Raw genomic sequence first — 21,404 nt, 5'->3', positions numbered from 1 at the left:
CATCTGTGTATTTAAAACAAGCCTTACTGTTCCGACTGAATATTGACCGCTGTCCATTCACCGTCTTTATTGATTACGGTAATTCGTGATTTTACGGGTTCGGTTGTCATCCAAAAAGTTCCGTCCTCTGTGTATAAATCCTTTGTGTATTCAATCCACATATATCCAGTGTCTGTGTAAAGCTTTGCGGAGTTCAATTCAACCTTAGCTTTGACTGTGTAATCGCCCTCAACACGGTCATATGAATAATACGCAAGTTCTCCGAATTTTCCTTTGGCGGTTTCATATTCACCGTTGAAATCAATAACATTTTTTATATCATTCAAAAGCGGTTCAAGCTGTTTTTGGTCCGATTGTGAATATCCCTTGTCAAATTCATTTAGCATTTCGTCGCTGAAATATGGGCTTTTCGCTGTATCTGTGTTGTCAGCACCGTACATATAATTTGCCCCGATAATAATTAAGGGGATAAGAACAGTAACCAAAATAGCCGCAATTGCAACTTTAATTATTCTTTTCTTTTTGTTCTGCTTTTCAATACTTTTCCATACGCTGTTAATTTCATCGTCAAGGTGTGCCGTTTTGTCAATTTCGGTTTTTGAAAGTGATAAAATACGATTGCATTCATCGCAAGTACGGCAATGCTCCTCAATAAATTTTCTGCTTTCATCACTTGCGGTATTATCGGAATACAAAGGAATTAAATCACGCACTATGTTGCAGTTTTTATTCATTATCATCACCAAGCCTTTCCAATAATTTGACTTTTGCACGGTAATAGGTGACTCGTACCCATGTTTCTTTTTTGCTGAAAATTTCGGCAATTTCCTTATATGACAGCTCTGCAAAAACTTTTAAAATAAAGACCTCACGATACGGTTCATCAAGAATATGCAGATATTTATGTATTCGCAATGCCGTGTCTTTATCCGAAAGCTTTTCTTCTAAATTGCTGATGTCGGCAATTTCTGCATTGTCAAAACCATCAATTTTCTTTTGCTTACGCAGGTATTTTAAATATTCGTTTTTGGCAATGGCACAAAGCCATGTTGAGGGCTTGTACTTTTTGTTGTAGCTTTTGTAATGTTCAAATGCTTTAAGAAAAGTTTCGGCAGTCAATTCCTCTGCAAGGTCACTGTTTTTACAGAGTTTAATCAGAAATCCGTAAACTGTTTTAAAGTTTTGTCTGTAAAATTCTTCAAATGGCACTTTGTCACCTCCCGTATATTAAATCCGCAAATTGCTGTTTTGTTACAGTATATTGAAATTTTATCATAAAAATTTTTTCTGTTCAATGTTTTGCAACAGACAACCCTTTGACTTCATATAAATTACCGAGGTGGTTAGGTGAAATATCCTGAGTTATCGTGCAATGTTTATGCTGAGGTTGACGGTGAGAATGTTTTGCTGATTGAAATTGACAGAGAGGGCAGAGCAAAGGTTTATCATGAGAATTTAGGCATTGACGGGGTGCGGAAAATTTTTGAAGAAATCAACGGAAACATTGAAAGCTACATAAAATATTTCGGAACAAAATAAAATAGCACAAAATAAAACGCCCTCCGTTTGGAGAGCGTAATTCTGTGAATTTACAAATTATCAAAATTAATCTTCGTCATCGCTGTGGGCATGGTCATACAGCATTTGAATATCATCGGGAAGATTGTTCGGGAGCATTTCGTTGATTCTGTCCTCGTTGCCGTCAGCAATGGCAGTATCGTAGTACCAGCACTTAAAGCGGAGCATATCAAGCGTCTTTTGAAGACGCTCAATTTCCTTTTCTACGGTTTTTTTCTGATTTTCAAAAAGTTCTCGCCTTTGCGGATAGGACGAACTGCCCTCGGCGCACCATTGCATAAATTTTCTTATTTCCCTGATTTCAAGTCCAGATTTTTTGAGGCAGTCAATTATGCGGAGTGTTTCAAGCTCTCTGTCGGAAAATCTGCGGATACCCGACACCCTCTCCATATGCGGAAAAAGTCCCTCTTTATCGTAGTAACGCAGGGTTGAAACAGGAATACCGCACATCTGAGATACCTGACCGATTGTGTACATAAAATCACTCCGAAACATTCTAAAAGGTCTTGACCTAAAGCCAAGTTTATCTGTTAATACAATCATACTGCATAATGATTTGGTTGTCAATTGAATTGTTTTTTGAAATAAAAAATTAACGGAGTAGATTTTAATTTCTGCTCCGTGTTTGTTATTTGAATGAACGGGAAAATACGCTTGTCATATCTATATCATTTGTGGTTATGTTAAGTATTATCATTGCTACGGTCATTGCAACGATAAAAACCGAAAAGAATTTAAAGAACGACTCTGCTTTTGAAAATTTTTTAGCACCTTTAGTGTAAACAAAGGGTGATTTTACCATTTTTTCAGCCATTGCTGATTTTGAAATATAAAAGAAAAATCTTGATGCCATAATGCCTAAAGATGCAATCATTATGTTATTCCACACATTTCCCGACTTTCCGAAAAAGCCCATAAACGGCATACAATAAAAAATGTATAACGCAATGAACAGTAATATTGGTCTTAAAAAAGTTATGTTTGAAACGGTACAGTCAAAGCCGAGTACATTAGCTGTGCTAAGTAATATCAGAGTAAACAAAAGCACTGTTATGACAATTCCGATTACACTTCCATTGGTAATGCTTATACCGCAATTTTGAAGTATGGCGACGAAAGTCAAAAAAATTGCTCCGATTCCAAGACACACAAAGTCAAAAATCATTAGTTGCTTTTTCATATAAATCTCCGTGTTTTAAAATATATGCTGAATATACCATATTTTTTGACATTATACAATACTATTGTTATTTAATTGGAATAAGTCACATATTGAACACTTTTTACTTGTTGAAATTGCATATAAAAAGAAAGCAAGGCACGAAATTGCACCTTGCTTTTTGGGAAGATATATTAATGTAACTTGTTGTTTTGATTATTTCTTTTCGAGAACATTGAGGAAATCTTCAATTTCGGCAAGCTTTTCTTTGGCAAGATTTTTGCCGGCGTTATATGCCTCGTCAAGCACATCCGTGTTCATCTCAAATGATTTTACATACTTGTGTGACGGGCGGAGTACCATAAGTCTGCCGTCTTCCTCAAGCTGTTTCATTCTTTTGCATTGCTCATTATAGCGGTCAAATCTCGTCATAAGAGCGTTGATGAGGTTCGGATAGTCCTTGTATTTTTTGTTGATTAAAAATTCAAACTTGCGATAGTCCGTGCAAGGCTCATTTTCGGGCTTTGTCAAAAGCACAAGCACACGGGAACAGCCCTGTTCAAACGCACGGTCAAAGGGAACAGCGTCGGCAATACTGCCGTCAACATACTTTCCGCCCTCAAATTCGCTTATCTGATAGAGAATAGGAACTGTGCAGGACGCTCTTACGGAGTCAAGCAATCGCTGTTCGCTTTTGTTCTCGGAAAAATATTTTGCCTTGCCTGTTACGCAGTCGGTTGCCACAAATTCGCAGTTTGTATCTGACGCAAAAAATGTATCGAAATCGAACGGATAGTCCTGATAAGGAAATCTGTAAATCATATTGTCAAGATCCATTGAAAGAAAACCGAGAACCGAAAAATCTCCTGTTCTGTGGGGCATAATAACCCTGCGAGAACGACCTTCCTGTTTTGCGGTAAAATCAAGAGCGACCTCAGCTCCCGCCGAAACTCCTGCAACATAGTCAAAGTGTATTTTGTTTTCAAGCAGACAGTCGGTTATACCGGCGGTAAAAATTCCTCGCCTTGCTCCGCCTTCAATTATCAGACCTGTCATAAGGACCTCCGTTGACTCAAAAAATTTTTGGTGCTATAATCAAACTGTTTTATGGGGTGATAGTATGGACGCTAATGTGACTGACCTTCGCATTGTAAAAACAAGAACCAATATAAAAAATTCGCTGATTGATTTGCTTGCCGAAAAAAATGTTTCCAAAATCACGGTGACTGAGCTTGCAGAAAAGGCGATGATTAACCGCAAAACCTTTTACCGTCACTACAACACGGTTCAGGATGTTGTCGATGATATCAACTACGATATAGTCAACGATGTTATCAGCCATGCGAAAAAATCCGACCGTGACGGCAACAATCTTGTGAATCAGCTGAATTTTATCGGTCTTTCCATTGTTGAAAATAAAGAACAGATTAATAAAATTCTGAAAAATTCTCCCGAGGTGTTCGGCTCGGGCCGCTCTGTTGAGCTTTTGAAAAGATTTATCGAGGTTTCAATAAGACCTGTGCTTAATTTTAAAAATGAAACAAAACTCAAATACCTTGTTGAGTTTGTCGTTTCGGGATTCATCTCGGTTTATGTCCGTTGGTTCAATGACGGCTGTGCAGAAAGCTCCGAAAAGCTTGCAGACGCTGTCAACGAGTTCGTTCTCGGAGCATTGTCCGAATATGTTCGCCCGAAAAGCTGATTAACTCATTTTCCAATGAGCCTTAGTAATTGCCTCGAATCCTTTGGGGGAGAGAATAGGCTTTGAAATTTTTTTCATTGTTTCGTCGCAAAGGCAGCGGTTTTCGCAGAATTCCCTGCCTGCCTCCGTGATTGAATCAAGGTATGCTTTTCTCTGCCTTTCAGCTTTTTCTGCAATAAAAAGCTCGCCCTCGGGGCATTTTATCATTGTGTAATTGCCGTTACCGCAAATCAAATCAAGCTGTTTTGTAAGTGCTGGATACATCGGTTCGGCGCTCACATATCCGCAAGTTGTAATAACCAAAAGCCTCTTTTCGTGCATTGCTTCATCACGCAGTTCATGGAAAGAGGCTTCTTTGTCCTCGGCAACATTTCCCGAATAGGGGAGCATATACGGCAGACATCTGTCGGTTAATGCTTTCATCTGTGACGGCATACCGAAAAAGTAGAGCGGAAAGCTCTCAATGATAATATCGGCAGAATTAATCTTTTCGTAGATTTTCTGCATATCGTCCTTTATAACACATTCGCCGGGTGTTCTGCTCCAACACGAAAAGCAACCCATACACGGCTTGATTGTTTCCTTTTTAACCGTGATATATTCAACTTCCGTATCGGCTGAAAAGCCGTCAAGAAATGCTTTTGTAATGTTGAGAGTATTGCTTTTTTCGCCCTTTGGACTACCGTTTAATACGAGAACTTTCATAATCACTCCTGTGACGGCTTGTAAACCGCATTTTTATCCATTGTGGTAAACAAAAGACTTCCCTTTGCTCTCACTTCACCGTCAACCTTGATGACACATGCAAATTCAAATGCCGACTTTGTTGACATTGTAACATTTACGCTGATAATAAGCGTATCACCAGGAATAACGGGGCGGAGCATTTTGAAATCCTTGACTTTTAGAAGAACATATAACTTGTCCTTTTCAACGCTTTCGGGAGCAAATACAAGACTGCAAAGCTGTGCCGCAGATTCAATGAGCAATACTCCCGGCATAATCGGTGTGTCGGGAAAATGACCTGCAAAATACGGCTCGTTCACCGACACATTTTTTATACCTGTTGCCGAAACATTCGGCTCAAGCTCGGTCACCCTCTCAATCATCTGAAAGGGTGGTCTTTGTTTTATTCTCTGATTGATTTCAAGCAGATTCATCATAAGCTGAGTCCTCCGTCAAGCACAAGCACCTGACCTGTCATATATGAAAAATCGTCACTGCAAAGCTGTCCGACTACATTTGCGACATCCTGGACTGTGCCGAATCTCTTTTCGGGAATAGCCTCAAGATACTTTTTCTGCAATTCTTCGGGAATGCCGTTCATCATTTCGGTTTCGATAAAACCGGGTGCAACTGCGTTTACTCTGATTCCGTACTTTGCAAGTTCCTTTGCAAGCGTGTGAGTCATAGCGTTTACCGCACCCTTTGTTGCACTGTAAACCGACTGACCTTCAACTGCAAGAACAGAGCTTACGGAAGAAATGTTGATGATGATTCCGCTCTTTTTGCGGAGCATTTTAAGCGATGCCTGTCTTGCACAATTGAAATATCCTTTGATATTAATGTCAAGACTTCTTTCAAGCGACTCGTCTTTAATCATCAAAAGGTAAGCGTCGTCAACCACACCTGCGTTGTTGACAAGCACATCAATTCCACCGAAATCCTGCTGAATACGGCGGAACATATCCTTTACTTCGTCAATATCTGCCGTGTTTGCCTTGTAGGCAACGGCTTTTCTGCCGAGTGCTGTAATTTCGTCAACAGCCTTTTGAGCCATTTCTAAATTTGAATTGCAGTTCACGGCAATGTCATATCCAAGCTCTGCAAGCTTTAAAGCGCAAGCCTTGCCAATGCCCCTTGATGAACCTGTTACAAGAGCGGTTTTGCTCATATTTACCTCCGATTTTTACGCTTTCTTCAGAATTACGGCAGAGTATGTTCCGCCCGCACCCATTGAAAGAGCAAGTCCGTATTCGTAATTTTTCTCGCTGTCAGAAAGAAGCTCAGCCGCATATGCCGCTGTCATTGCGCTTGCTGCGGCTCTTGCATTGCCGATTTCCTGCGATACATCATAGCATGGCATAAGCGTCTTGATAATCTTCCTGTCATCACAGCATACAAAGTCGATATTGTCTGCCTCAATGCCGGCATTCACACAAGCCTTTTCGATAACCTCAACAACAGCCTTGCTGTCAACCTCTGAGTTGTCATACGATACAGGGCGGTGAGCCTGTGCATAACCCTTAATTTCTGCATACTTGCGTGCATTTCTGCCGTTTGCACTTTCCTCTGTTTCAAGAACGAGAGTTACAGAGCCCTCACCGAGCGGTTTTTCAAGCAATTCGGCCTTTGTATAGAGTTCAAGGTTTGTCTTTGTATTTTCATCGGTACCTGCGGCAAGCATAACGCTTTCGTTGCCGTCTGCAAGAATATCAGCGGCATAGCAAATACTCTGCAGTCCTGCCTGATTGCCGTTTGCAACAGTTGCGTTGTAGCCCTTGATGCCTGAGAAAATGCTCAGATAACCGCCTGCGGCATTGTAAACCGTATTTGGGAATGAAAAAGCACTGCCCTTTTCGGTACCTCTTGTGATTGCCTTTTTTTGAAAATCAACAATTTCGGTCATAGGGCCGTCAGCCGTGCCGATTACAATACCTGTTTTATATTCGTTGTCTTTGTCAATTTTAATGTCAGCGTCTGCAAGTGCGTCCATACCGCTCAAAAGCTGGAGCTGGCTGAAACGGTCAAGCTTTCTGTAAAATGCAACCTTGATTCCGTGTTTGTCATAATCTTCGGAGGTAAGATTGCAGTTAAGGCTGTGTTCGTCAGTCCTTGTGCCTGTAAGCTTTGAAATGCCAGTAATGTAAATTTTTTCATTTTTACTGTTGTCGGGAATATCATGCTCGTTGTCCGAGAAAATGATGCTTGCGTTGTTGCCGCCGAATGCAAATGAGTTTGACATTGCATAGTGAACATCTTTTGTGTGGCTCTTGTTCGGAATAAAGTCAATGTTGCCCGCCTTTTCGGAAAGCACCTTCAAATCCTCATCGGAGTAGCCGATTGTAGGCGGAACGAGGTTTTCTTTTATTGCTTTTACGGAAAATACAGCCTCAATTGAGCCGGCCGCACCGAGGCAATGACCTGTCATAGATTTTGTTGAGCTGACAGAAAGGTGGTTGTTGCCGTCAAAAAGTGTGTGAAGTGAAAGAAATTCAGCCTCGTCATTTTTGGCAGTACCCGTTCCGTGTGCGTTTATGTAGTCGATATCGTCAAAACTGAGAGCAGAGCTTTCAACAGCCCTTCTGATTGCACTCATCTGACCTTCGCCGTCGGGACGGGGAGCGGTAATGTGGTAAGCGTCACTGCTTACACCCGAACCGAGAATTTCACAGTAAATCTTTGCGCCTCGTTCAACAGCGTGATCGTAGCTTTCGATTACAAGAATACCCGAACCCTCGCCGAGCGTGATACCTGTGCTGTGATTGAACGGGGAACAGGCGTTTTCGTCAAGCGCATGGAGAGCGTGGAAACCGCTGAATGCAAGTGAAGAAAAGCTGTCCGAACCGCCTGCAATGAACACATCCCCCTTGCCCTCACGGATAAGGTCACAGGCATAGCCGATGCTCATTGTGCCTGCCGCACAAGCGTTGACGATGTTTGCGGTAATGCCCTCAAGTCCGAAATGAGCGGAAACATTGTTGGCAATTGCCGAAGCGCCCATTTTGAAAATATCTTCTTTTTTACCGCCGTCACCCTTGATTTCGTCTGTGTAATATTTGTCAATGCTTGCCGCACCGCCTACACAACTGCCAAGAATAACACCGATGTTCTTTTCGGATGCGTCAATGTTTGCATCTTCAAAAGCCTCGTTTGCGGCATGAATACAGAGAAGGGAAGAACGGTCATAGTTTTCGGGAGAAAGCTCTGACGATGCCTTGTCAACCTCTGCACCCTTGTGTGCATAACAGTTTGAGGTGTCAACCGACTTAACCTCATCAATGCCGGAGTGACCGAGTGTTACGGCATCCCAGCAATCCTTTACATTGTCACCGACGCCGCAAATAAGTCCGAGTCCCGTGACAACACATCTCTTTTTGTCAGCCATATTAACCCTGCTTGCTTTCTACATATTCTGTAAGTGCTCTGATTGATTGGAAGTGCTCACGGTCTGCACCTGTCATATCAATACCGAAAAGTGTGTCGATGCCTGCAACGATTTCGATTGAGTCGATTGAGTCAAGACCGATTTCGTCACCGAAAAGTTCTGAATCGTATGTAAGAATGTTTTCGGGAATTCTAAGGTTTTCTACGAGCATTTTCTTAATCTGATCTGCAATAGCATTGTTCATTTTGATTACCTCACTTAAAAATTTGATTTTTTTGATTTTATTATAAATTTTCCGAAGAAAAATCTTCTTTGTAATAAACCTTGCCTTTGCCGTATTTTTCTTCAAGCTCAAGATAAAGCTTTTTGACCTGCTTTTCGGCTTCGGCACTTATTTCTTTTGCATATTTTGAGTAGCGAACATTTTCGGGACATTCGGATTTTATCGGATTGCCGATTAAAATTTTCTGCCTCTTTCCAAAAAGAATTTTATACTCGCCCAAAGATGCAATCGGGATTATGTCAAGACCTTTTTTTGCCGCAAGCAATGCCGCACCGGGCTTGAACGGGAGCATTTTGCCCTCTCTTGCAATTCCGCCCTCGGGGAAGATAAGCATTGAATATCCGTTTTCAACCGCACCCTCACTTTGCGCATACCAGTTTGTGTCCATGGTGTCAAAGTCAACGGGAATACTGCGGCAAATTCGGATGAACGAGCCTGTTCCGCTCTTGTCGTACCAGCTTTTTTTAACAAGCATATACGGCTTGTATCTGCTGAGTACAGAGCTTATCACAACTCCGTCAAAGTGGTGAGTGTGGTTGCATACAAACACAACAGGCTTGCCCTTGAGGCTCTTTTTAAGACTCTTGTCCTTCCATTCAACCTTAGGGCGAATAAGAAGATGCACAAGACCTTTTACAAATTTTATGAATGCAAGCTCTCCTGCATTTTTATGATAATTGTACTCCATACTCTTTACCCTCGTTTTTTTAAAATATTATATTTTTATTTTAAAAAATTCAACGGTCAAATGAATTTTGCGTGTGTCTTATGCAACATTTTGTCGAATTTTGTGGCATAAAATATATGGGAATTATTATGGAATATTTTTCCTTTTAGCTTTTTTACAAATGTTGACGGCTGTTGTTTATGGTGATATAATCATAGAAAAGAATTTTGCCTTTGAATCAAGGTAAACAAAGGAGAAACCTATGAAAAAAGTAATTTTAACAGGTGACCGTCCTACGGGCAGACTTCATGTTGGTCACTATGCAGGTTCGCTCAAGGAGAGAGTAAAGCTCCAGAATTCGGGCGAATATGATGATATATACATTATGATTGCAGACGCTCAGGCTCTTACCGACAATGCCGAGCATCCCGAAAAGGTAAGACAGAATATTTTGCAGGTTGCGCTCGACTACCTTGCCTGCGGAATAGATCCGAACAAGTCAACGATTTTTGTTCAGTCAATGATCCCCGAGCTTACAGAGCTTACTTTCTATTATATGAACCTCGTAACCGTGTCCCGTGTTCAGCGTAACCCCACCGTTAAGGCAGAAATTCAGATGCGTAATTTTGAGGCAAGCATTCCTGTGGGATTTTTCTGTTATCCAATCAGTCAGGCGGCTGATATCACGGCATTCCGTGCAACTGCCGTTCCTGTCGGCGAGGATCAGCTTCCGATGCTTGAACAATGCAAGGAGATTGTTCACAAGTTCAATTCCGTTTACGGCGAAACTCTTACGGAACCGCAGATTATTCTTCCGAGCAACAAGGCTTGTCTGCGACTGCCCGGTATTGACGGCAAGGCAAAGATGAGTAAATCACTCGGCAACTGCATTTATCTTGCAGAAGAACCCGAGGATATCAAGAAAAAGGTTATGTCAATGTTTACCGACCCGAATCATCTTCGTGTTGAGGATCCCGGCAAGGTTGAGGGCAATCCCGTGTTTATCTATCTTGACGCATTCTGCCGTGATGAGCATTTTGCGGAGTTTTGGAATGATTACAGCTGTCTTGACGAACTCAAGGCCCATTATCAGCGTGGCGGACTCGGTGATGTCAAGGTTAAGAAATTCCTTAACAATGTTATGCAGGAGGAGCTTCGTCCTATTCGTGAACGCAGAAAAGAATGGGAAAATCATCTTCCCGATGTTCTCGATATTCTCAAAGAGGGCAGTAAGGTTGCAAAGGAAACTGCCGCAAAAACACTTGAGGATGTCCGTCATTCTATGAGAATCGATTATTTTACAGACAATAATCTTCTTAAATAATTTAAAATTCAATATGTAAAATACAGGTCGGAAGGACAGAAATCAAAAATTCTGTCTTTCCGATTTTTCTTATGAAAAAATTATTGTGAATTAACTCAAAATTGTTGAAAAAATAAAAATATTATGCTATTATTGCGTTGAAAACACCCCGTTTTAAGGAGAATACATTATGATTGACGCAAGAAAACATACGCTTGATTCTGTTAAAAAGCTGACCGATTACAGCGATTTTAACCTTTATAAAATGGATATATGCTACGATTACAGCATTGATAAAATCATTGACAGAGGAATTTTTGATGATGAGTCGGCTCTCGGTGCAATTTTGCAGGAGGTTCTGCCCGATTATCCCGTCAATCTTAAAATGCCGAATTTCGGGTGCAGTGCCTTTACAATGAAAAATCCCGACAGCGTAATGATGGGGCGAAACTATGATTTTAAGAACGACACCTCGTCAATGCTTGTATATTGTTCGCCAAAGGACGGCTACAGGTCGGTTGCGTTTGCGGCACTTGATAATGTAGGTGCAAACAACCCCGAGTTGAGTGATGAAACAAGGCTTGCAACCTTGCTCTCACCGTTTATCAGCCTTGACGGAATCAATGAAAAGGGCGTGTCAATCGCAGTTCTCACACTTGACAGCAAGCCGGTTCGTCAGCAAAGCGGAAAGCCCGTTATCGCCACAACGCTTGCAATCCGTCTTATACTTGACAGAGCTGCGTCAACCGAAGAGGCGGTTACACTTTTTGAAAAATACGATATGTTTGCCTCAAGCGGAAGAGATTATCACTTTTATGTTACCGACGCAAGCGGTGACGGTCGTGTTATTGAGTACGATTGCAACAGCGATGACCGAAAGCTTGTTGTTACAAAATCGCCTGCCGTTACAAACTTTTTCGTAATGTACAAAAATTTTGTAAAGCCTTATCAGAAAAACGGAGTTTACGGTCACGGCAGAGAGCGGTATGATAAGATAATAAATATTCTTGAAAAGAATAATAGCTATACAAAAGAAACAGCGTGGGAGGCTCTTGTTTCGGCATCTCAAGCACCGAATCCGAACGACATAACAAGCAATACTCAATGGTCGATTGTTTATGACAACACAAATCTTACCGCAGATATTTCAATCCGCCGAGATTGGAACACGGTGACAAAATATTCGTTAAAAGAAAATGAAATTACGGAATAAAAAAATAGGGAAGAAGCCGAAATGGTTTCTTCCCTTTAATAATGTTTAAATTCAGTTTTGACTGTGTAACATAACATCCGCCTTAAAAATTCCGTTTTCGTGAGAAAATCTGCAATAACCGCCGCTTTTTTCGGCAATTCTGCGTATCGACTGAGTTCCGATTCCGTCACCGTTTCGCTTTGATGAGCCGAAAATACCGTTTTTTTCGGTAATATCGCCGTTGAAAGCATTCTCCACGGAAACAAGAATAATGCTGTCCGAATGAGGATGAGCATACATTTTAATCTGCCGTTTATTTCTGTCAAGCTTCATGCTCGCCTCAAGTGCATTTTCAAGCAAGTTTGCGATTACAAGGCAGATATCGGATTCCGAAACTGTCAAGTTTTCGGGAATGTCAATTTTAAGTTTGAGCGGAATACCGTTGCCCTTGCATTTTGAATAATAATGTCCGATAATCGCATTAACAGCGTGATTTTTACAGAGTACAAGCTCTGTGTCGGGAATATTCTGCGATGCTGACGAAAGGTATTTTTCAAGTTCTTCCCAGTTCTTTTGCTCGGCAAGAGCATTAAGTACGGCAAAGTGATGTCGCATATCATGCCGTGCCTGGCGGGTTTCTTCAATAGCGCCTTTTAATGCGTCATACTGTGCCCTCTGCATATTCAAAAATTGATTTTCCTGAGCAAGCTTGTTATTGCGGTTCAGGCTTTTTGCTATAAAATACAACAGCGCATAGAAAATAAGCAACAGCACAAGAAGCGATACGCTGATAACAATGTAACCCTGCATAATTCTTCCTGTATGGAGAATGTTAGGATTCCATGGAATTATAAAAAAGTTGAGCAAGATGAATATTATCGGTAAAATCCAGAATACATACCATGTCTGGGCAATGTTTTCGTCATCAAGCAGTTCACTCACACCGTGTGTTGCAGGATACCATGCAAGAATTACAAACATCCAGCATAGAATATTGAACAGCACAGCCGATTTAATTTCAAACCACGGCGTTGTGTTCTGCGGAAATGTTATCGAATCAACCGCCCGTGTAATGCTCGCAATGCAGGCAAACACTCCGCATACCGCAAGTAACACACTCACCGATTTCCACATGGATGTTTTGAGTGAACAACAGTATGCTGCCGAAAGAGCAAGCACTATCGGTATTGCAAGCACAAACGATTTCAGATTGTATCTGTAACAAACAAAACCGCACAATGCGCAAAGGCATATAAGCGATGAAATCAATATTGGAAACAGCCTGAGCCTTGATACCTTGAGATGTTTTTTTATCGGGAAATATGCAAGAACAGTCCCCGGTATTATTACACCAAGTTCAATCATCGGGGAGAGAACATTTGTCAATGCAAATCCCTCCTGCCAAAAATATATTCGCCAAAGGTGCTTTTTGCACTTTTTACAAGACTTCGACTTATGGAGATTCTTTCACCGTTGTCAAGAACAAATTCATTGCTGTTCATATCTTTGATATGCTCAAGATTTACTATAACGCCACGGCTGCACACAAAGAAATTATCTCCGTCATCAAACGGCCTTACAAATTCGGCAAATGTACTGCGCACAGACTTTTCGGATTTGTCCGTACAATGAATATGTATGCAGTGCTTAAAATGCTCGGCATACAAAATGTCGCAAAGCTTTACACGCAAAGAGCCGTTTGCGGAAGGAATTTCAATGTATTTTTCTTCAACGGAAATTTTCTGCGAAATCTCGTCAAGCAACATATCAAGTTCACTATCGCTGTACGGCTTTACAAGATAATGTAATGCCCGAACCCTAAACCCATCAAGCGCATGGTCGGTTGATGTGGTGGTAAAGACAAGAAGACAGTCCCTGTCAAACTCTCTCAGCTTTTGGGCGGTGTCTATTCCACTTTCCTTTTTCATATATATATCCATAAAAACAAGGTCAAATCTGTTCTGCATTGCATCATTCAGAAAATCCGTTCCGCTGTTATATTCGCAAATTTCAATATCATATGACCTTGAAAATGAGCTTTGAGAAAGTCTTTTGCAAAGTTCATTTCGCTCATTTTCGCAATCATCAACTATTGCAATCCTCATACCGTACCTCCTGCATAATTATCACTCTTATTGTATCACATAATATCGCAAATAGTGACTTTAATTTGCATTTCGTGCCAAAAATTTTCACTTTGTGCCAAATGTATGGACTAAATGACAATTATTTATTATAATTCAGCTTAAACAAAAAATCATGAACGGCTAAAAAACGGAGGAAATATTCTATGATTAACAAAAAGAAAACTGGGCTTTGCCTTGCTTTGGCGGCAACATTGATTGCCTCGTCTGCACTTTGCGGATGTCAGCAGAGCGACAGCAGTACATCCGCAAAATTCAACAGCGATGTAAAGGACGCGTCAAAATATACGGCTGACGAAAACGCACAGGTGTATAAGACCCTTGACTTTTCCGATGAACAGGAAAAGGAATTTGCTAAAAAGGGCTTTATAACTGCCCCTGACACACTCGAAATCAAAACCGAGAGCGGAACTGTTGCATGGAGCCAGTCGGCATATGATTTTATCAGAAACTCGTCAACTCCCGACAGCGCAAACCCAAGCCTTTGGAGAAACACGGAGCTTAACTCGCTTTATGGACTTTTTGAAGTTGTTGACGGTGTTTATCAGGTCAGAGGCTACGATGTTGCAAATGTAACCTTTGTAAAGAGCGACAACGGCTGGATTGTTTTTGACTGTACAACAAGCTCCGAAACTGCAAAGGCGGCGCTTGAACTGCTTGAATCAAAGTTCGGCAAGGCGCATATTGCCGCTGTTGTTGTAAGCCACGCTCACATTGACCACTACGGCGGTATCGGCGGACTTATTGACGAAAAGGATGTTGCCGATTCATCACTTCCGCTTGACGAGCAGATTAAGTCCGGCAAAACGCTCATTATCGTCCCCGAAGGCTACGAAAAGGCTGTTATGGAAGAAAATGTTTTTGCAGGTAACGCAATGAAACGCAGAACCAACTTTCAGTACGGATCATTGCTTGATAAGGGCGGTAAGGGCAGTTTGTCGGTAGGTATCGGTCTTACCCCTTCAAGCGGCACAACAACATACATTTCACCGTCTTATGAGGTAAAGAAAGCTACCGAAACCATCAAGGTTGACGGTGTTGAAATGGTGTTCCAGCTTACTCCCAATACAGAATCGCCTGCCGAGATGAATACCTATATTCCAAAATACAAGGCGTTGTGGATGGCAGAAAACTGCTCCGGCACAATGCACAATCTCTATACGCTCCGTGGCGCAGAGGTTCGTGACGGCAATGCGTGGGCGCAGTACATTATGGAGGCAAAGGAGCTTTTCGGAGACAAAGCCGAAGTAGTTTTTCAGGCTCACAACTGGCCTCATTGGGGCAACGATGTAATCAATGACTACATGGCGAACACAGCTTCTGTCTATAAGTACATATTCTCACAGACACTTATGTACATCAATCAGGGCTATACTTCAACCGAGATTGCAAATATGATTGAACTCCCCGATGAACTCAACAAGGTTTGGTACACACGCCAGTATTACGGAACTCTCAAGCACAATGTAAAGGCAGTTTATCAGAAGTATATGGGTTGGTATGACGAAAACCCGATACATCTTGATGAGCTTGAACCGACAGAATATTCAAAGAAGCTTGTAGAGTATCTCGGCGACACAGACAAGGTTCTTGAAATGGCTCAAAAAGACTTTGACAAGGGAGAGTATCAGTGGGTTGCACAGATTACAAACACACTTGTATATGCAGATCCCGAAAATAAAGACGCCCGCTATCTTTGCGCAGACGCACTCGAACAGCTCGGCTATCAGGCTGAAAGCGGTGCATGGAGAAACGCTTATCTTACAGGTGCTTATGAGCTTCGTAACGGTACAAAAAATTATCCGAATTACGAAGGTTCAGGTGCAACAGCTCTCGGTATGAGTACCGAAACAATGTTGGATTATCTCGGAATCTGTCTTGACGAAAAGAAGCTTGAAGATCAGAACCTTGTAATCAATCTTGAAGTGACCGATAAAAACGCAAAATATCTTCTCCGCATAAATCACGGTGTGCTTATCTATTCACAGGAAAAGTGGAGCGATAAGGCTGACGCAACAATCAAAACCAAGAGCGCAGGTATTCTCGGCATTGCACAGAACAATCAGAAACTTATGGACGCCGGCATTGAAAAGGTTGAGGGCAACAGTGACATCATCAAAACCCTTACATCAAGCATTGCCGAATTTCCGCTGTATTTCAATATTATTGAACCCTAATTAAAGTATGAGGTGACTATGAAAGTATTTAATTGTATTTTCGGCATATTGTCGATAATAGGCGCAATTTATTGTATGTTCTATCCGGGACTTACCTTCCTTAATACCGGTTGGATAGTGACAATCCTCCTCGGAGTGTGGGGAATATGCTCCGTGATTGACTACTTTGCAAAACGCAAAAAGGCAAAGGCTGAACAGAGTGAAGCAATAATGGGAACACTCGGTCTTGTTGTCGGCATTGCAGCGGCAGTAATTTCAATTTTTGCTATGTTTATGCCGGGCATAAGACTTATGTTTGATGTTATCATTCTCTGTATTTTCTCAGGCTGGCTTGTAGTGGATGGTATCTCGTCCGTTGCAATGTCGTTTAAGGTTAAGAACGCAGCATCTTCGGGTGCATGGCTTATTCCGCTGTTCTGCGGCATACTTGTCATAATCGGCGGTATCTACGGATTTTTCCACCTTGTATTTGCCGCACAGACAATCGGCTTTATAATAGGTGTTCTCCTTGCAGTTTACGGTGTAAAGCTTATTCTCTCGGCATTTGAAAAGTCGGGCGAATAGTACTTGTATTGTTTTCTTCTCTTTTTTGAAAAAGTATGATAACCCCAAAAATCCCGAGTCCTCAGAGAGTCCGTCTTTTTGAGGACTTTGGGTTTTGTGCAAAACTGAAAAAGAAAATGCTGTGTCACTTTTTTGCTTTAACGCATAAAATATCAATGTGATAATTTTTCGTTAATTTTTGTTATTAAAATGTAAATTCAGTATTGACAAATAGATTTTACTGTGATAAAATAATGCCTGTTGAGTGATATTGCTCAGTGTTCGGCGACATAGCCAAGTGGTAAGGCACGAGTCTGCAAAACTCTGACGCCCCGGTTCAAATCCGGGTGTCGCCTCCAAAACGGAAAGCACTTCTTAACAGGAGTGCTTTCCGATTATAAAAATGTGGGAGCATAGCTCAGCTGGGAGAGCATCTGCCTTACAAGCAGAGGGTCACAGGTTCGAGCCCTGTTGTTCCCACCATTATATGCGGATGTAGCTCATCTGGTAGAGCGCCACCTTGCCAAGGTGGAGGTAGCGGGTTCGAGCCCCGTCATCCGCTCCAAGTCAAAAGTATCTGTAACGCAGGTACTTTTTTATTTTACAGAATTTTTTGACGAACAAGGGGCTCGAAGGTGTAGCCTTACGACCGCCGCCGGTGGCGGAAAAAAGGGAGCAAAGCGCTGTCTGAACAGATGGTAGACTTCTTTGTTTTGTCAGTCTGCATAACAATCTCAATTTTGATGTACAATGTGGTGGGGTTAGCTTATGATTTTTACCGATTATTACAATTCTCCGATTGGCGGTATAACCATGGCGTCTGAAGGTGAGGGCCTTTGCGGTTTGTGGTTTGACGGACAAAAGTATTTTGCTTCAACTGTAAAAGGTGAAACCGAGGATAAAAGTCTGCCTGTTTTTGAGAAAACCAAAAAATGGCTTGATATATACTTTTCGGGCGAAGAACCCGACTTTACGCCCAAGCTGTCGCTTAACGGTTCAAAGTTTCGCAAGGCTGTATGGGATATTCTCCTGACAATTCCCTACGGCTCTGTTATGACCTACGGTGAAATTGCAAGAATTATGGCAAAACAGAGTGGTATTGCCAAGATGTCCGCACAGGCTGTCGGCGGTGCTGTGGGACACAATCCCGTGTCGATAATCGTGCCGTGTCACCGTGTTGTGGGAACAAACGGAAATCTTACAGGCTATGCCGGAGGCATAGATAAAAAAATCAGTCTTCTCAAAAACGAAAAGACTGATATATCAAAAATGTTTGTGCTTAAAAAGAATTAACTAATATTATTTATTGCCCAACCTGTGGTTATCGCAAGCCTGTTTTTTGACAGGTTTGTTTCGATTTTACCGCCGTTTTTTTCGGCAAGATTTTTCAAAGTTTTATACGCAAAGCTGTGGTACAGAACATTGTTCTGTGCCTTTTTTATTTCACCTTTTATCGGAAAACTTACACAGCAAAACAGAAATCCTGCCCTTGTTTCGGCTTTTAAGGTGACAATCTGTTTGCTGTTACCGCAAAATTCCTTAACATTTTCAAACGCAATGTCAATCATATTGTTAAACAGCACGCAGATTTCAATGTTGTCGGCAGGAACATTTGCAAGTGACCCCTCAAATTCTATTTTGATATTGTCGCCTGCATTTTTCTGCTTGTCGCTTAAAATCGCATCCGTAAGGTCGTTGCCTGTGTTGTACAAAATTTGAAATGAACCGATTATCTCGCTGTCATACTTTTGCAGAAGAGGGAGAACCTCGTCATACTTTTGATTGCTTATCAGCGACTTTAACCCGATTGACAAGTCATTGTAATCGTGTCTGATTTTTCGCAGTTCATAACCCGAAGTCGTGATGCTCTTGTAGTAATTTATCTGCGCGTTAAGCTGTCTTTCGTAGATGTCGTTTTCGTGCATATATTGGCTCTTTTTAATCTGATTGTACAAAAGAATAGGTATTGAAAACGAGAATACAATCGACACAATCATTGTCAAAATTTTAAGTGCAGCTGTTCTGCAATCCGATGACGGAATTATATAATATGCCCCGAAGGTCGCCATACTTCCGCCGAGATAAAGGAAAATCAATATCATAATTATTGTCGGTTTGGTAATTGACTCAACCACAAGCTTGGTCTTGATTTTCAGCGGACTTGACAGCAGTACGAATATTCCCAAAACAATAAGATTTGAAATCAGATTAAAAAACACACTGGTGCTGCTCGCAAATTCGGTTGAATAGATTGAACACAACAATTGATAGATTTCGGATATAAAAAATGTTAATCCCGAAAAGAAGAGCGAAGAGAACAGCAACATTATTTTTTTATTGTATCCAAGTGAAATCGGAAGAAATGTCAATGCAACAAAATGCAAAACCGGCAGAATTACATACCGTTGGTCGCTTTTTATAAAGCAGGCAAACGATGCCGTTGAAATTATAAAAATCAATGACAGGGCAAAATACAGTTTGTACTTGGTAATGGAAAATATTTTTGAAGTAAAATAGAAAATTGCCACAAGCCCTATTACAAACTCCGCATAGCTGTAAAATAGCATAAATTATAACCTCACATAATTTTTTTCAAGAAAATTCATATATGATGTCCGAAAGGATTTTTGATAATTTTTACTGAGATAAGCCGCCTCTCCGTTGCTCAGATATACCGTGTCGGAGGAATACGATTTTACATAGTGAAGATTTACCACATAAGAGCGGTGAGTTTTTACGAAACAGTATGCAGGCAGCAGCTTTGTAACCCCTGAAAGAGTTTTTGAGCAGTGCATAATCTTATCGGACAAATGAATATTTGAATACTTTCCGTCAGCCTCAATAAAGCAGATTTCATTCGAATTTATTTTTTTCAATTCTTTATTTTGAATAATGGTTATAGGATAATTAGCATCTATAATTTTTACATAATCGTCAATTGCCTTAAATAATTTTGATTTGTCAATCGGCTTTAAAAGAAACCTGAATGTGTTTACTTCAAATGCGTCAATCATAAAGTGAGGATATGATGTCAGGAAAATTATGCACGAAAGTACATTTCGCTTTCTAAGCTCTTTTGCAACAGTCAGACCGTCCGTATTGCCTAGCTGATAATCAAGTACAATTATGTCGTAATCTATTTCTGAATTTAAAAGCCCCTCTCCGCTCTGAAATTCATCAATTTCTATAATTATACGATTTTCTTTTGCATATGTCAAAAGCAGGTTTTTTAGCTTTTCGGTTATGAACTTATCATCGTCACATAAAGCTGCAAGCACATTTTCACCCTCTTACTCTCAAAATAGAATATCTTGCTCCAAACTATATTTATTTTGCTCTTTTTATTTGTTATTGTAGCTTCATACAACAGAATAAAGGGGGAGAAAAAAGTGTTTGATACTATCTTCAGATGGCTTTTCGGCTGGCTCTAATACCTGAAAAATAAAAGGCGATCATTAAGATTGCTTTTTATTTTAGAAGTAAAATCCACTCCCAAAAAACATCTTTTCACTCCCATTGTATAGTAAATTATAATATTAGTATCTTATGTTGTCAACTACGGATTCCGTGGCAAATCAATATTTTATAAAATTTTATATGCTTTAATTAACTCTCAAAATTATTTACTCCTTAAAATGATGATTTTACTCCAATTGCTATTGAAATTAGTGTACGATTTGTTGTAAAATAGTTATGTCGTGTTGTGACGAATTTTGTAGTTTCAATATGACACAATAAGTGGTAAGGAGATATCATCTAATTCTAAATTTATAAAAGAATATAGGAAGGTTGTCTTGTGGACAATGTAGGTAAAGGTGAGTATTATTTTTACTTTGTAAAAGCTAGGGATGGTGTACCAGTTAAGTCAAGCAAAGTAATTATGAAGGGATATTGATTTATGATAACCGGTGAACTTGCTATAATGATTGGTTTAATAGCAATTATTTTTACTGTAATAATTGGTTTGTTTTTTAAAATTGGATTAAAAAAGACTGCTATGATTTGCGTATTTATCGCTTACCTTACAGCGGTAGCATGGATAGTTTTCTTCCCGATACTGTATGATGAACCTGTTGTGTACGGTAACGGCTATACCTGGTACAATCTTGTGCCGTTTGCTACAATTGCTGAAACAGTTAGCGGCGGTTTCGGTGAAACGGCATTTTTACAGATTTTCGGCAATATATTCTTATCTGTTCCGTTCGGATTTTTTGTTATGATGTGGATGAAAAAGCCTAAGCTTTGGAAGATGTTTGTTTTTGCATTCGCTTTTACCGTTACGATTGAGGTTACTCAAATGTTTATCGGTTTTGCAATCAACAATATGTACCGCAATGTTGACATTGACGATATAATTCTAAATGCAACAGGTGCATTTATCGGATTCGGCTTGTACAAGATTCTTTCACAAAATTTAAAACAAAAGCTTACCGCATAATTTAATGTATAATTAAGTAATTAAGGCTCTGTTCTGCATGAACAGAGCTTTTTCTTTTGTAAATTTAACTCAAAAAATCCTTTTACTCCCAAAAACCGCCCTTTTACTCC

24 protein-coding genes and 3 tRNA genes are annotated in these 21,404 nt (G+C 40.5%); 12 read left to right on the top strand and 15 right to left on the bottom strand.

What is annotated here, in order from left to right; genetic code table 11:
• Positions 1-23: 23 nt before the first annotated feature.
• Positions 24-734 carry a zf-HC2 domain-containing protein gene (locus RBATCC27255_RS07460; RefSeq protein ID WP_169923296.1) on the bottom strand — a complete coding sequence of 237 codons (711 nt, stop codon included), beginning with the start codon at positions 732-734 and terminating at the stop codon, positions 24-26.
• Positions 727-1,209 carry an RNA polymerase sigma factor gene (locus RBATCC27255_RS07455; protein ID WP_101029405.1) on the bottom strand — a complete coding sequence of 161 codons (483 nt, stop codon included), beginning with the start codon at positions 1,207-1,209 and terminating at the stop codon, positions 727-729. Before RBATCC27255_RS07455 ends, RBATCC27255_RS07460 begins: the two co-directional genes overlap by 8 nt.
• A gap of 138 nt (positions 1,210-1,347) precedes the next feature.
• On the opposite strand from RBATCC27255_RS07455, the gene RBATCC27255_RS07450 reads away from it, so the two are divergent.
• The gene (locus RBATCC27255_RS07450; protein ID WP_101029404.1) at positions 1,348-1,539 is read left to right on the top strand and encodes a hypothetical protein; all 192 of its coding nucleotides are present in this window, start codon (positions 1,348-1,350) and stop codon (positions 1,537-1,539) included.
• 66 nt (positions 1,540-1,605) lie between these two features.
• Here RBATCC27255_RS07450 and RBATCC27255_RS07445 read toward each other — a convergent pair whose 3' ends face one another.
• The 3 genes from RBATCC27255_RS07445 to RBATCC27255_RS07435 form a co-directional block, all read right to left on the bottom strand.
• On the bottom strand, positions 1,606-2,055 hold the full coding sequence (locus RBATCC27255_RS07445; protein ID WP_101029403.1) for a MerR family transcriptional regulator: 450 nt from the start codon (positions 2,053-2,055) through the stop codon (positions 1,606-1,608).
• A gap of 151 nt (positions 2,056-2,206) precedes the next feature.
• The gene (locus tag RBATCC27255_RS07440; protein WP_101029402.1) at positions 2,207-2,758 is read right to left on the bottom strand and encodes a hypothetical protein; all 552 of its coding nucleotides are present in this window, start codon (positions 2,756-2,758) and stop codon (positions 2,207-2,209) included.
• Positions 2,759-2,953: 195 nt separating this feature from the next.
• Positions 2,954-3,793 (bottom strand): patatin-like phospholipase family protein, encoded by an 840-nt coding sequence (locus tag RBATCC27255_RS07435; protein WP_101029401.1) that lies wholly within the window; start codon positions 3,791-3,793, stop codon positions 2,954-2,956.
• Between the two features lie 64 nt (positions 3,794-3,857).
• Here RBATCC27255_RS07435 and RBATCC27255_RS07430 point away from each other — a divergent pair, with 64 nt between their 5' ends.
• Positions 3,858-4,439, top strand: a complete 582-nt coding sequence (locus RBATCC27255_RS07430; protein WP_101029400.1) for a TetR/AcrR family transcriptional regulator — start codon at positions 3,858-3,860, stop codon at positions 4,437-4,439.
• On the opposite strand, the gene RBATCC27255_RS07425 is transcribed toward RBATCC27255_RS07430, so the two are convergent.
• The 6 genes from RBATCC27255_RS07425 to RBATCC27255_RS07400 are packed head-to-tail and all read right to left on the bottom strand — an operon-like array spanning position 4,440 to position 9,518.
• On the bottom strand, positions 4,440-5,144 hold the full coding sequence (locus RBATCC27255_RS07425) for a flavodoxin family protein (RefSeq protein ID WP_101029399.1): 705 nt from the start codon (positions 5,142-5,144) through the stop codon (positions 4,440-4,442). It abuts the gene before it with no gap.
• Positions 5,145-5,146: 2 nt separating this feature from the next.
• Positions 5,147-5,602, bottom strand: coding sequence for a 3-hydroxyacyl-ACP dehydratase FabZ (gene fabZ / locus RBATCC27255_RS07420; RefSeq protein WP_021883665.1), 456 nt, complete (start codon positions 5,600-5,602; stop codon positions 5,147-5,149).
• Complete coding sequence (locus tag RBATCC27255_RS07415; protein ID WP_101029398.1) at positions 5,599-6,333, bottom strand: SDR family NAD(P)-dependent oxidoreductase; 735 nt, start codon at positions 6,331-6,333, stop codon at positions 5,599-5,601. The genes fabZ and RBATCC27255_RS07415 overlap by 4 nt, the downstream gene beginning before the upstream one ends.
• A gap of 15 nt (positions 6,334-6,348) precedes the next feature.
• On the bottom strand, positions 6,349-8,547 hold the full coding sequence (locus RBATCC27255_RS07410) for a beta-ketoacyl-[acyl-carrier-protein] synthase family protein (RefSeq protein WP_101029397.1): 2,199 nt from the start codon (positions 8,545-8,547) through the stop codon (positions 6,349-6,351).
• Between the two features lies 1 nt (position 8,548).
• Complete coding sequence (locus RBATCC27255_RS07405; protein ID WP_101029396.1) at positions 8,549-8,791, bottom strand: acyl carrier protein; 243 nt, start codon at positions 8,789-8,791, stop codon at positions 8,549-8,551.
• 40 nt (positions 8,792-8,831) lie between these two features.
• Positions 8,832-9,518, bottom strand: coding sequence for a lysophospholipid acyltransferase family protein (locus tag RBATCC27255_RS07400; protein WP_101029395.1), 687 nt, complete (start codon positions 9,516-9,518; stop codon positions 8,832-8,834).
• A 241-nt stretch (positions 9,519-9,759) separates the two neighbouring features.
• Here RBATCC27255_RS07400 and trpS point away from each other — a divergent pair, with 241 nt between their 5' ends.
• Together trpS and RBATCC27255_RS07390 are read left to right on the top strand one after the other, a co-directional pair.
• Entirely contained in the window at positions 9,760-10,821 is a 1,062-nt protein-coding gene (gene trpS / locus RBATCC27255_RS07395; protein WP_046432673.1) for a tryptophan--tRNA ligase, read from the top strand.
• Between the two features lie 169 nt (positions 10,822-10,990).
• A complete protein-coding gene (locus tag RBATCC27255_RS07390; protein ID WP_101029394.1) occupies positions 10,991-12,013 on the top strand; it encodes a carcinine hydrolase/isopenicillin-N N-acyltransferase family protein in 1,023 nt (340 codons plus the stop codon).
• A 51-nt stretch (positions 12,014-12,064) separates the two neighbouring features.
• Here RBATCC27255_RS07390 and RBATCC27255_RS07385 read toward each other — a convergent pair whose 3' ends face one another.
• Complete coding sequence (locus RBATCC27255_RS07385) at positions 12,065-13,378, bottom strand: sensor histidine kinase (RefSeq protein ID WP_101029393.1); 1,314 nt, start codon at positions 13,376-13,378, stop codon at positions 12,065-12,067.
• The gene (locus tag RBATCC27255_RS07380) at positions 13,375-14,097 is read right to left on the bottom strand and encodes a LytR/AlgR family response regulator transcription factor (RefSeq protein WP_101029392.1); all 723 of its coding nucleotides are present in this window, start codon (positions 14,095-14,097) and stop codon (positions 13,375-13,377) included. The genes RBATCC27255_RS07385 and RBATCC27255_RS07380 overlap by 4 nt, the downstream gene beginning before the upstream one ends.
• Positions 14,098-14,282: 185 nt before the next feature.
• Here RBATCC27255_RS07380 and RBATCC27255_RS07375 point away from each other — a divergent pair, with 185 nt between their 5' ends.
• The 6 genes from RBATCC27255_RS07375 (at position 14,283) to RBATCC27255_RS07350 (ending at position 18,149) form a co-directional block, all read left to right on the top strand.
• Entirely contained in the window at positions 14,283-16,313 is a 2,031-nt protein-coding gene (locus tag RBATCC27255_RS07375) for an alkyl/aryl-sulfatase (protein WP_101029391.1), read from the top strand.
• Positions 16,314-16,331: 18 nt separating this feature from the next.
• A complete protein-coding gene (locus RBATCC27255_RS07370) occupies positions 16,332-16,877 on the top strand; it encodes an HdeD family acid-resistance protein (RefSeq protein ID WP_101029390.1) in 546 nt (181 codons plus the stop codon).
• A 263-nt stretch (positions 16,878-17,140) separates the two neighbouring features.
• Positions 17,141-17,215: transfer RNA gene (locus RBATCC27255_RS07365), tRNA-Cys, on the top strand.
• A gap of 48 nt (positions 17,216-17,263) precedes the next feature.
• A tRNA-Val gene (locus RBATCC27255_RS07360) sits at positions 17,264-17,339 on the top strand.
• Positions 17,340-17,345: 6 nt separating this feature from the next.
• Positions 17,346-17,421 (top strand) — tRNA-Gly (locus RBATCC27255_RS07355).
• 203 nt (positions 17,422-17,624) lie between these two features.
• Positions 17,625-18,149, top strand: a complete 525-nt coding sequence (locus RBATCC27255_RS07350) for a methylated-DNA--[protein]-cysteine S-methyltransferase (protein ID WP_101029389.1) — start codon at positions 17,625-17,627, stop codon at positions 18,147-18,149.
• On the opposite strand, the gene RBATCC27255_RS07345 is transcribed toward RBATCC27255_RS07350, so the two are convergent.
• Positions 18,146-19,075 carry an ATP-binding protein gene (locus RBATCC27255_RS07345; protein ID WP_169923295.1) on the bottom strand — a complete coding sequence of 310 codons (930 nt, stop codon included), beginning with the start codon at positions 19,073-19,075 and terminating at the stop codon, positions 18,146-18,148. The two genes, RBATCC27255_RS07350 and RBATCC27255_RS07345, sit on opposite strands and share 4 nt — an antisense overlap.
• 118 nt (positions 19,076-19,193) lie before the next feature.
• On the opposite strand from RBATCC27255_RS07345, the gene RBATCC27255_RS10480 reads away from it, so the two are divergent.
• Positions 19,194-19,373 (top strand): hypothetical protein, encoded by a 180-nt coding sequence (locus RBATCC27255_RS10480; RefSeq protein ID WP_101029387.1) that lies wholly within the window; start codon positions 19,194-19,196, stop codon positions 19,371-19,373.
• A gap of 53 nt (positions 19,374-19,426) precedes the next feature.
• Here RBATCC27255_RS10480 and RBATCC27255_RS07335 read toward each other — a convergent pair whose 3' ends face one another.
• Complete coding sequence (locus tag RBATCC27255_RS07335) at positions 19,427-20,134, bottom strand: LytR/AlgR family response regulator transcription factor (protein ID WP_101029386.1); 708 nt, start codon at positions 20,132-20,134, stop codon at positions 19,427-19,429.
• A gap of 719 nt (positions 20,135-20,853) precedes the next feature.
• Here RBATCC27255_RS07335 and RBATCC27255_RS07330 point away from each other — a divergent pair.
• On the top strand, positions 20,854-21,294 hold the full coding sequence (locus tag RBATCC27255_RS07330; RefSeq protein ID WP_169923294.1) for a VanZ family protein: 441 nt from the start codon (positions 20,854-20,856) through the stop codon (positions 21,292-21,294).
• The last annotated feature ends 110 nt before the right edge of the window (positions 21,295-21,404 follow it).

It is taken from the genome of Ruminococcus bromii (assembly GCF_002834225.1).
Lineage (GTDB): Bacteria > Bacillota > Clostridia > Oscillospirales > Acutalibacteraceae > Ruminococcoides > Ruminococcoides bromii.
Note: the sequence above shows the minus strand (reverse complement) of the source record. Positions and strands in the feature narration are given on the sequence as shown.

Coding starts and splice junctions, on each gene's coding strand:
- RBATCC27255_RS07460 (WP_169923296.1), bottom strand. CDS start 734: ATGAATAAAAACTGCAACATAGTGCGTGATTTAATTCCTTTGTATTCC.
- RBATCC27255_RS07445 (WP_101029403.1), bottom strand. CDS start 2,055: ATGTACACAATCGGTCAGGTATCTCAGATGTGCGGTATTCCTGTTTCA.
- RBATCC27255_RS07440 (WP_101029402.1), bottom strand. CDS start 2,758: ATGAAAAAGCAACTAATGATTTTTGACTTTGTGTGTCTTGGAATCGGA.
- RBATCC27255_RS07435 (WP_101029401.1), bottom strand. CDS start 3,793: ATGACAGGTCTGATAATTGAAGGCGGAGCAAGGCGAGGAATTTTTACC.
- RBATCC27255_RS07430 (WP_101029400.1), top strand. CDS start 3,858: ATGGACGCTAATGTGACTGACCTTCGCATTGTAAAAACAAGAACCAAT.
- RBATCC27255_RS07425 (WP_101029399.1), bottom strand. CDS start 5,144: ATGAAAGTTCTCGTATTAAACGGTAGTCCAAAGGGCGAAAAAAGCAAT.
- fabZ (WP_021883665.1), bottom strand. CDS start 5,602: ATGATGAATCTGCTTGAAATCAATCAGAGAATAAAACAAAGACCACCC.
- RBATCC27255_RS07415 (WP_101029398.1), bottom strand. CDS start 6,333: ATGAGCAAAACCGCTCTTGTAACAGGTTCATCAAGGGGCATTGGCAAG.
- RBATCC27255_RS07410 (WP_101029397.1), bottom strand. CDS start 8,547: ATGGCTGACAAAAAGAGATGTGTTGTCACGGGACTCGGACTTATTTGC.
- RBATCC27255_RS07405 (WP_101029396.1), bottom strand. CDS start 8,791: ATGAACAATGCTATTGCAGATCAGATTAAGAAAATGCTCGTAGAAAAC.
- RBATCC27255_RS07400 (WP_101029395.1), bottom strand. CDS start 9,518: ATGGAGTACAATTATCATAAAAATGCAGGAGAGCTTGCATTCATAAAA.
- trpS (WP_046432673.1), top strand. CDS start 9,760: ATGAAAAAAGTAATTTTAACAGGTGACCGTCCTACGGGCAGACTTCAT.
- RBATCC27255_RS07390 (WP_101029394.1), top strand. CDS start 10,991: ATGATTGACGCAAGAAAACATACGCTTGATTCTGTTAAAAAGCTGACC.
- RBATCC27255_RS07380 (WP_101029392.1), bottom strand. CDS start 14,097: ATGAGGATTGCAATAGTTGATGATTGCGAAAATGAGCGAAATGAACTT.
- RBATCC27255_RS07375 (WP_101029391.1), top strand. CDS start 14,283: ATGATTAACAAAAAGAAAACTGGGCTTTGCCTTGCTTTGGCGGCAACA.
- RBATCC27255_RS07370 (WP_101029390.1), top strand. CDS start 16,332: ATGAAAGTATTTAATTGTATTTTCGGCATATTGTCGATAATAGGCGCA.
- RBATCC27255_RS07350 (WP_101029389.1), top strand. CDS start 17,625: ATGATTTTTACCGATTATTACAATTCTCCGATTGGCGGTATAACCATG.
- RBATCC27255_RS07330 (WP_169923294.1), top strand. CDS start 20,854: ATGATTTGCGTATTTATCGCTTACCTTACAGCGGTAGCATGGATAGTT.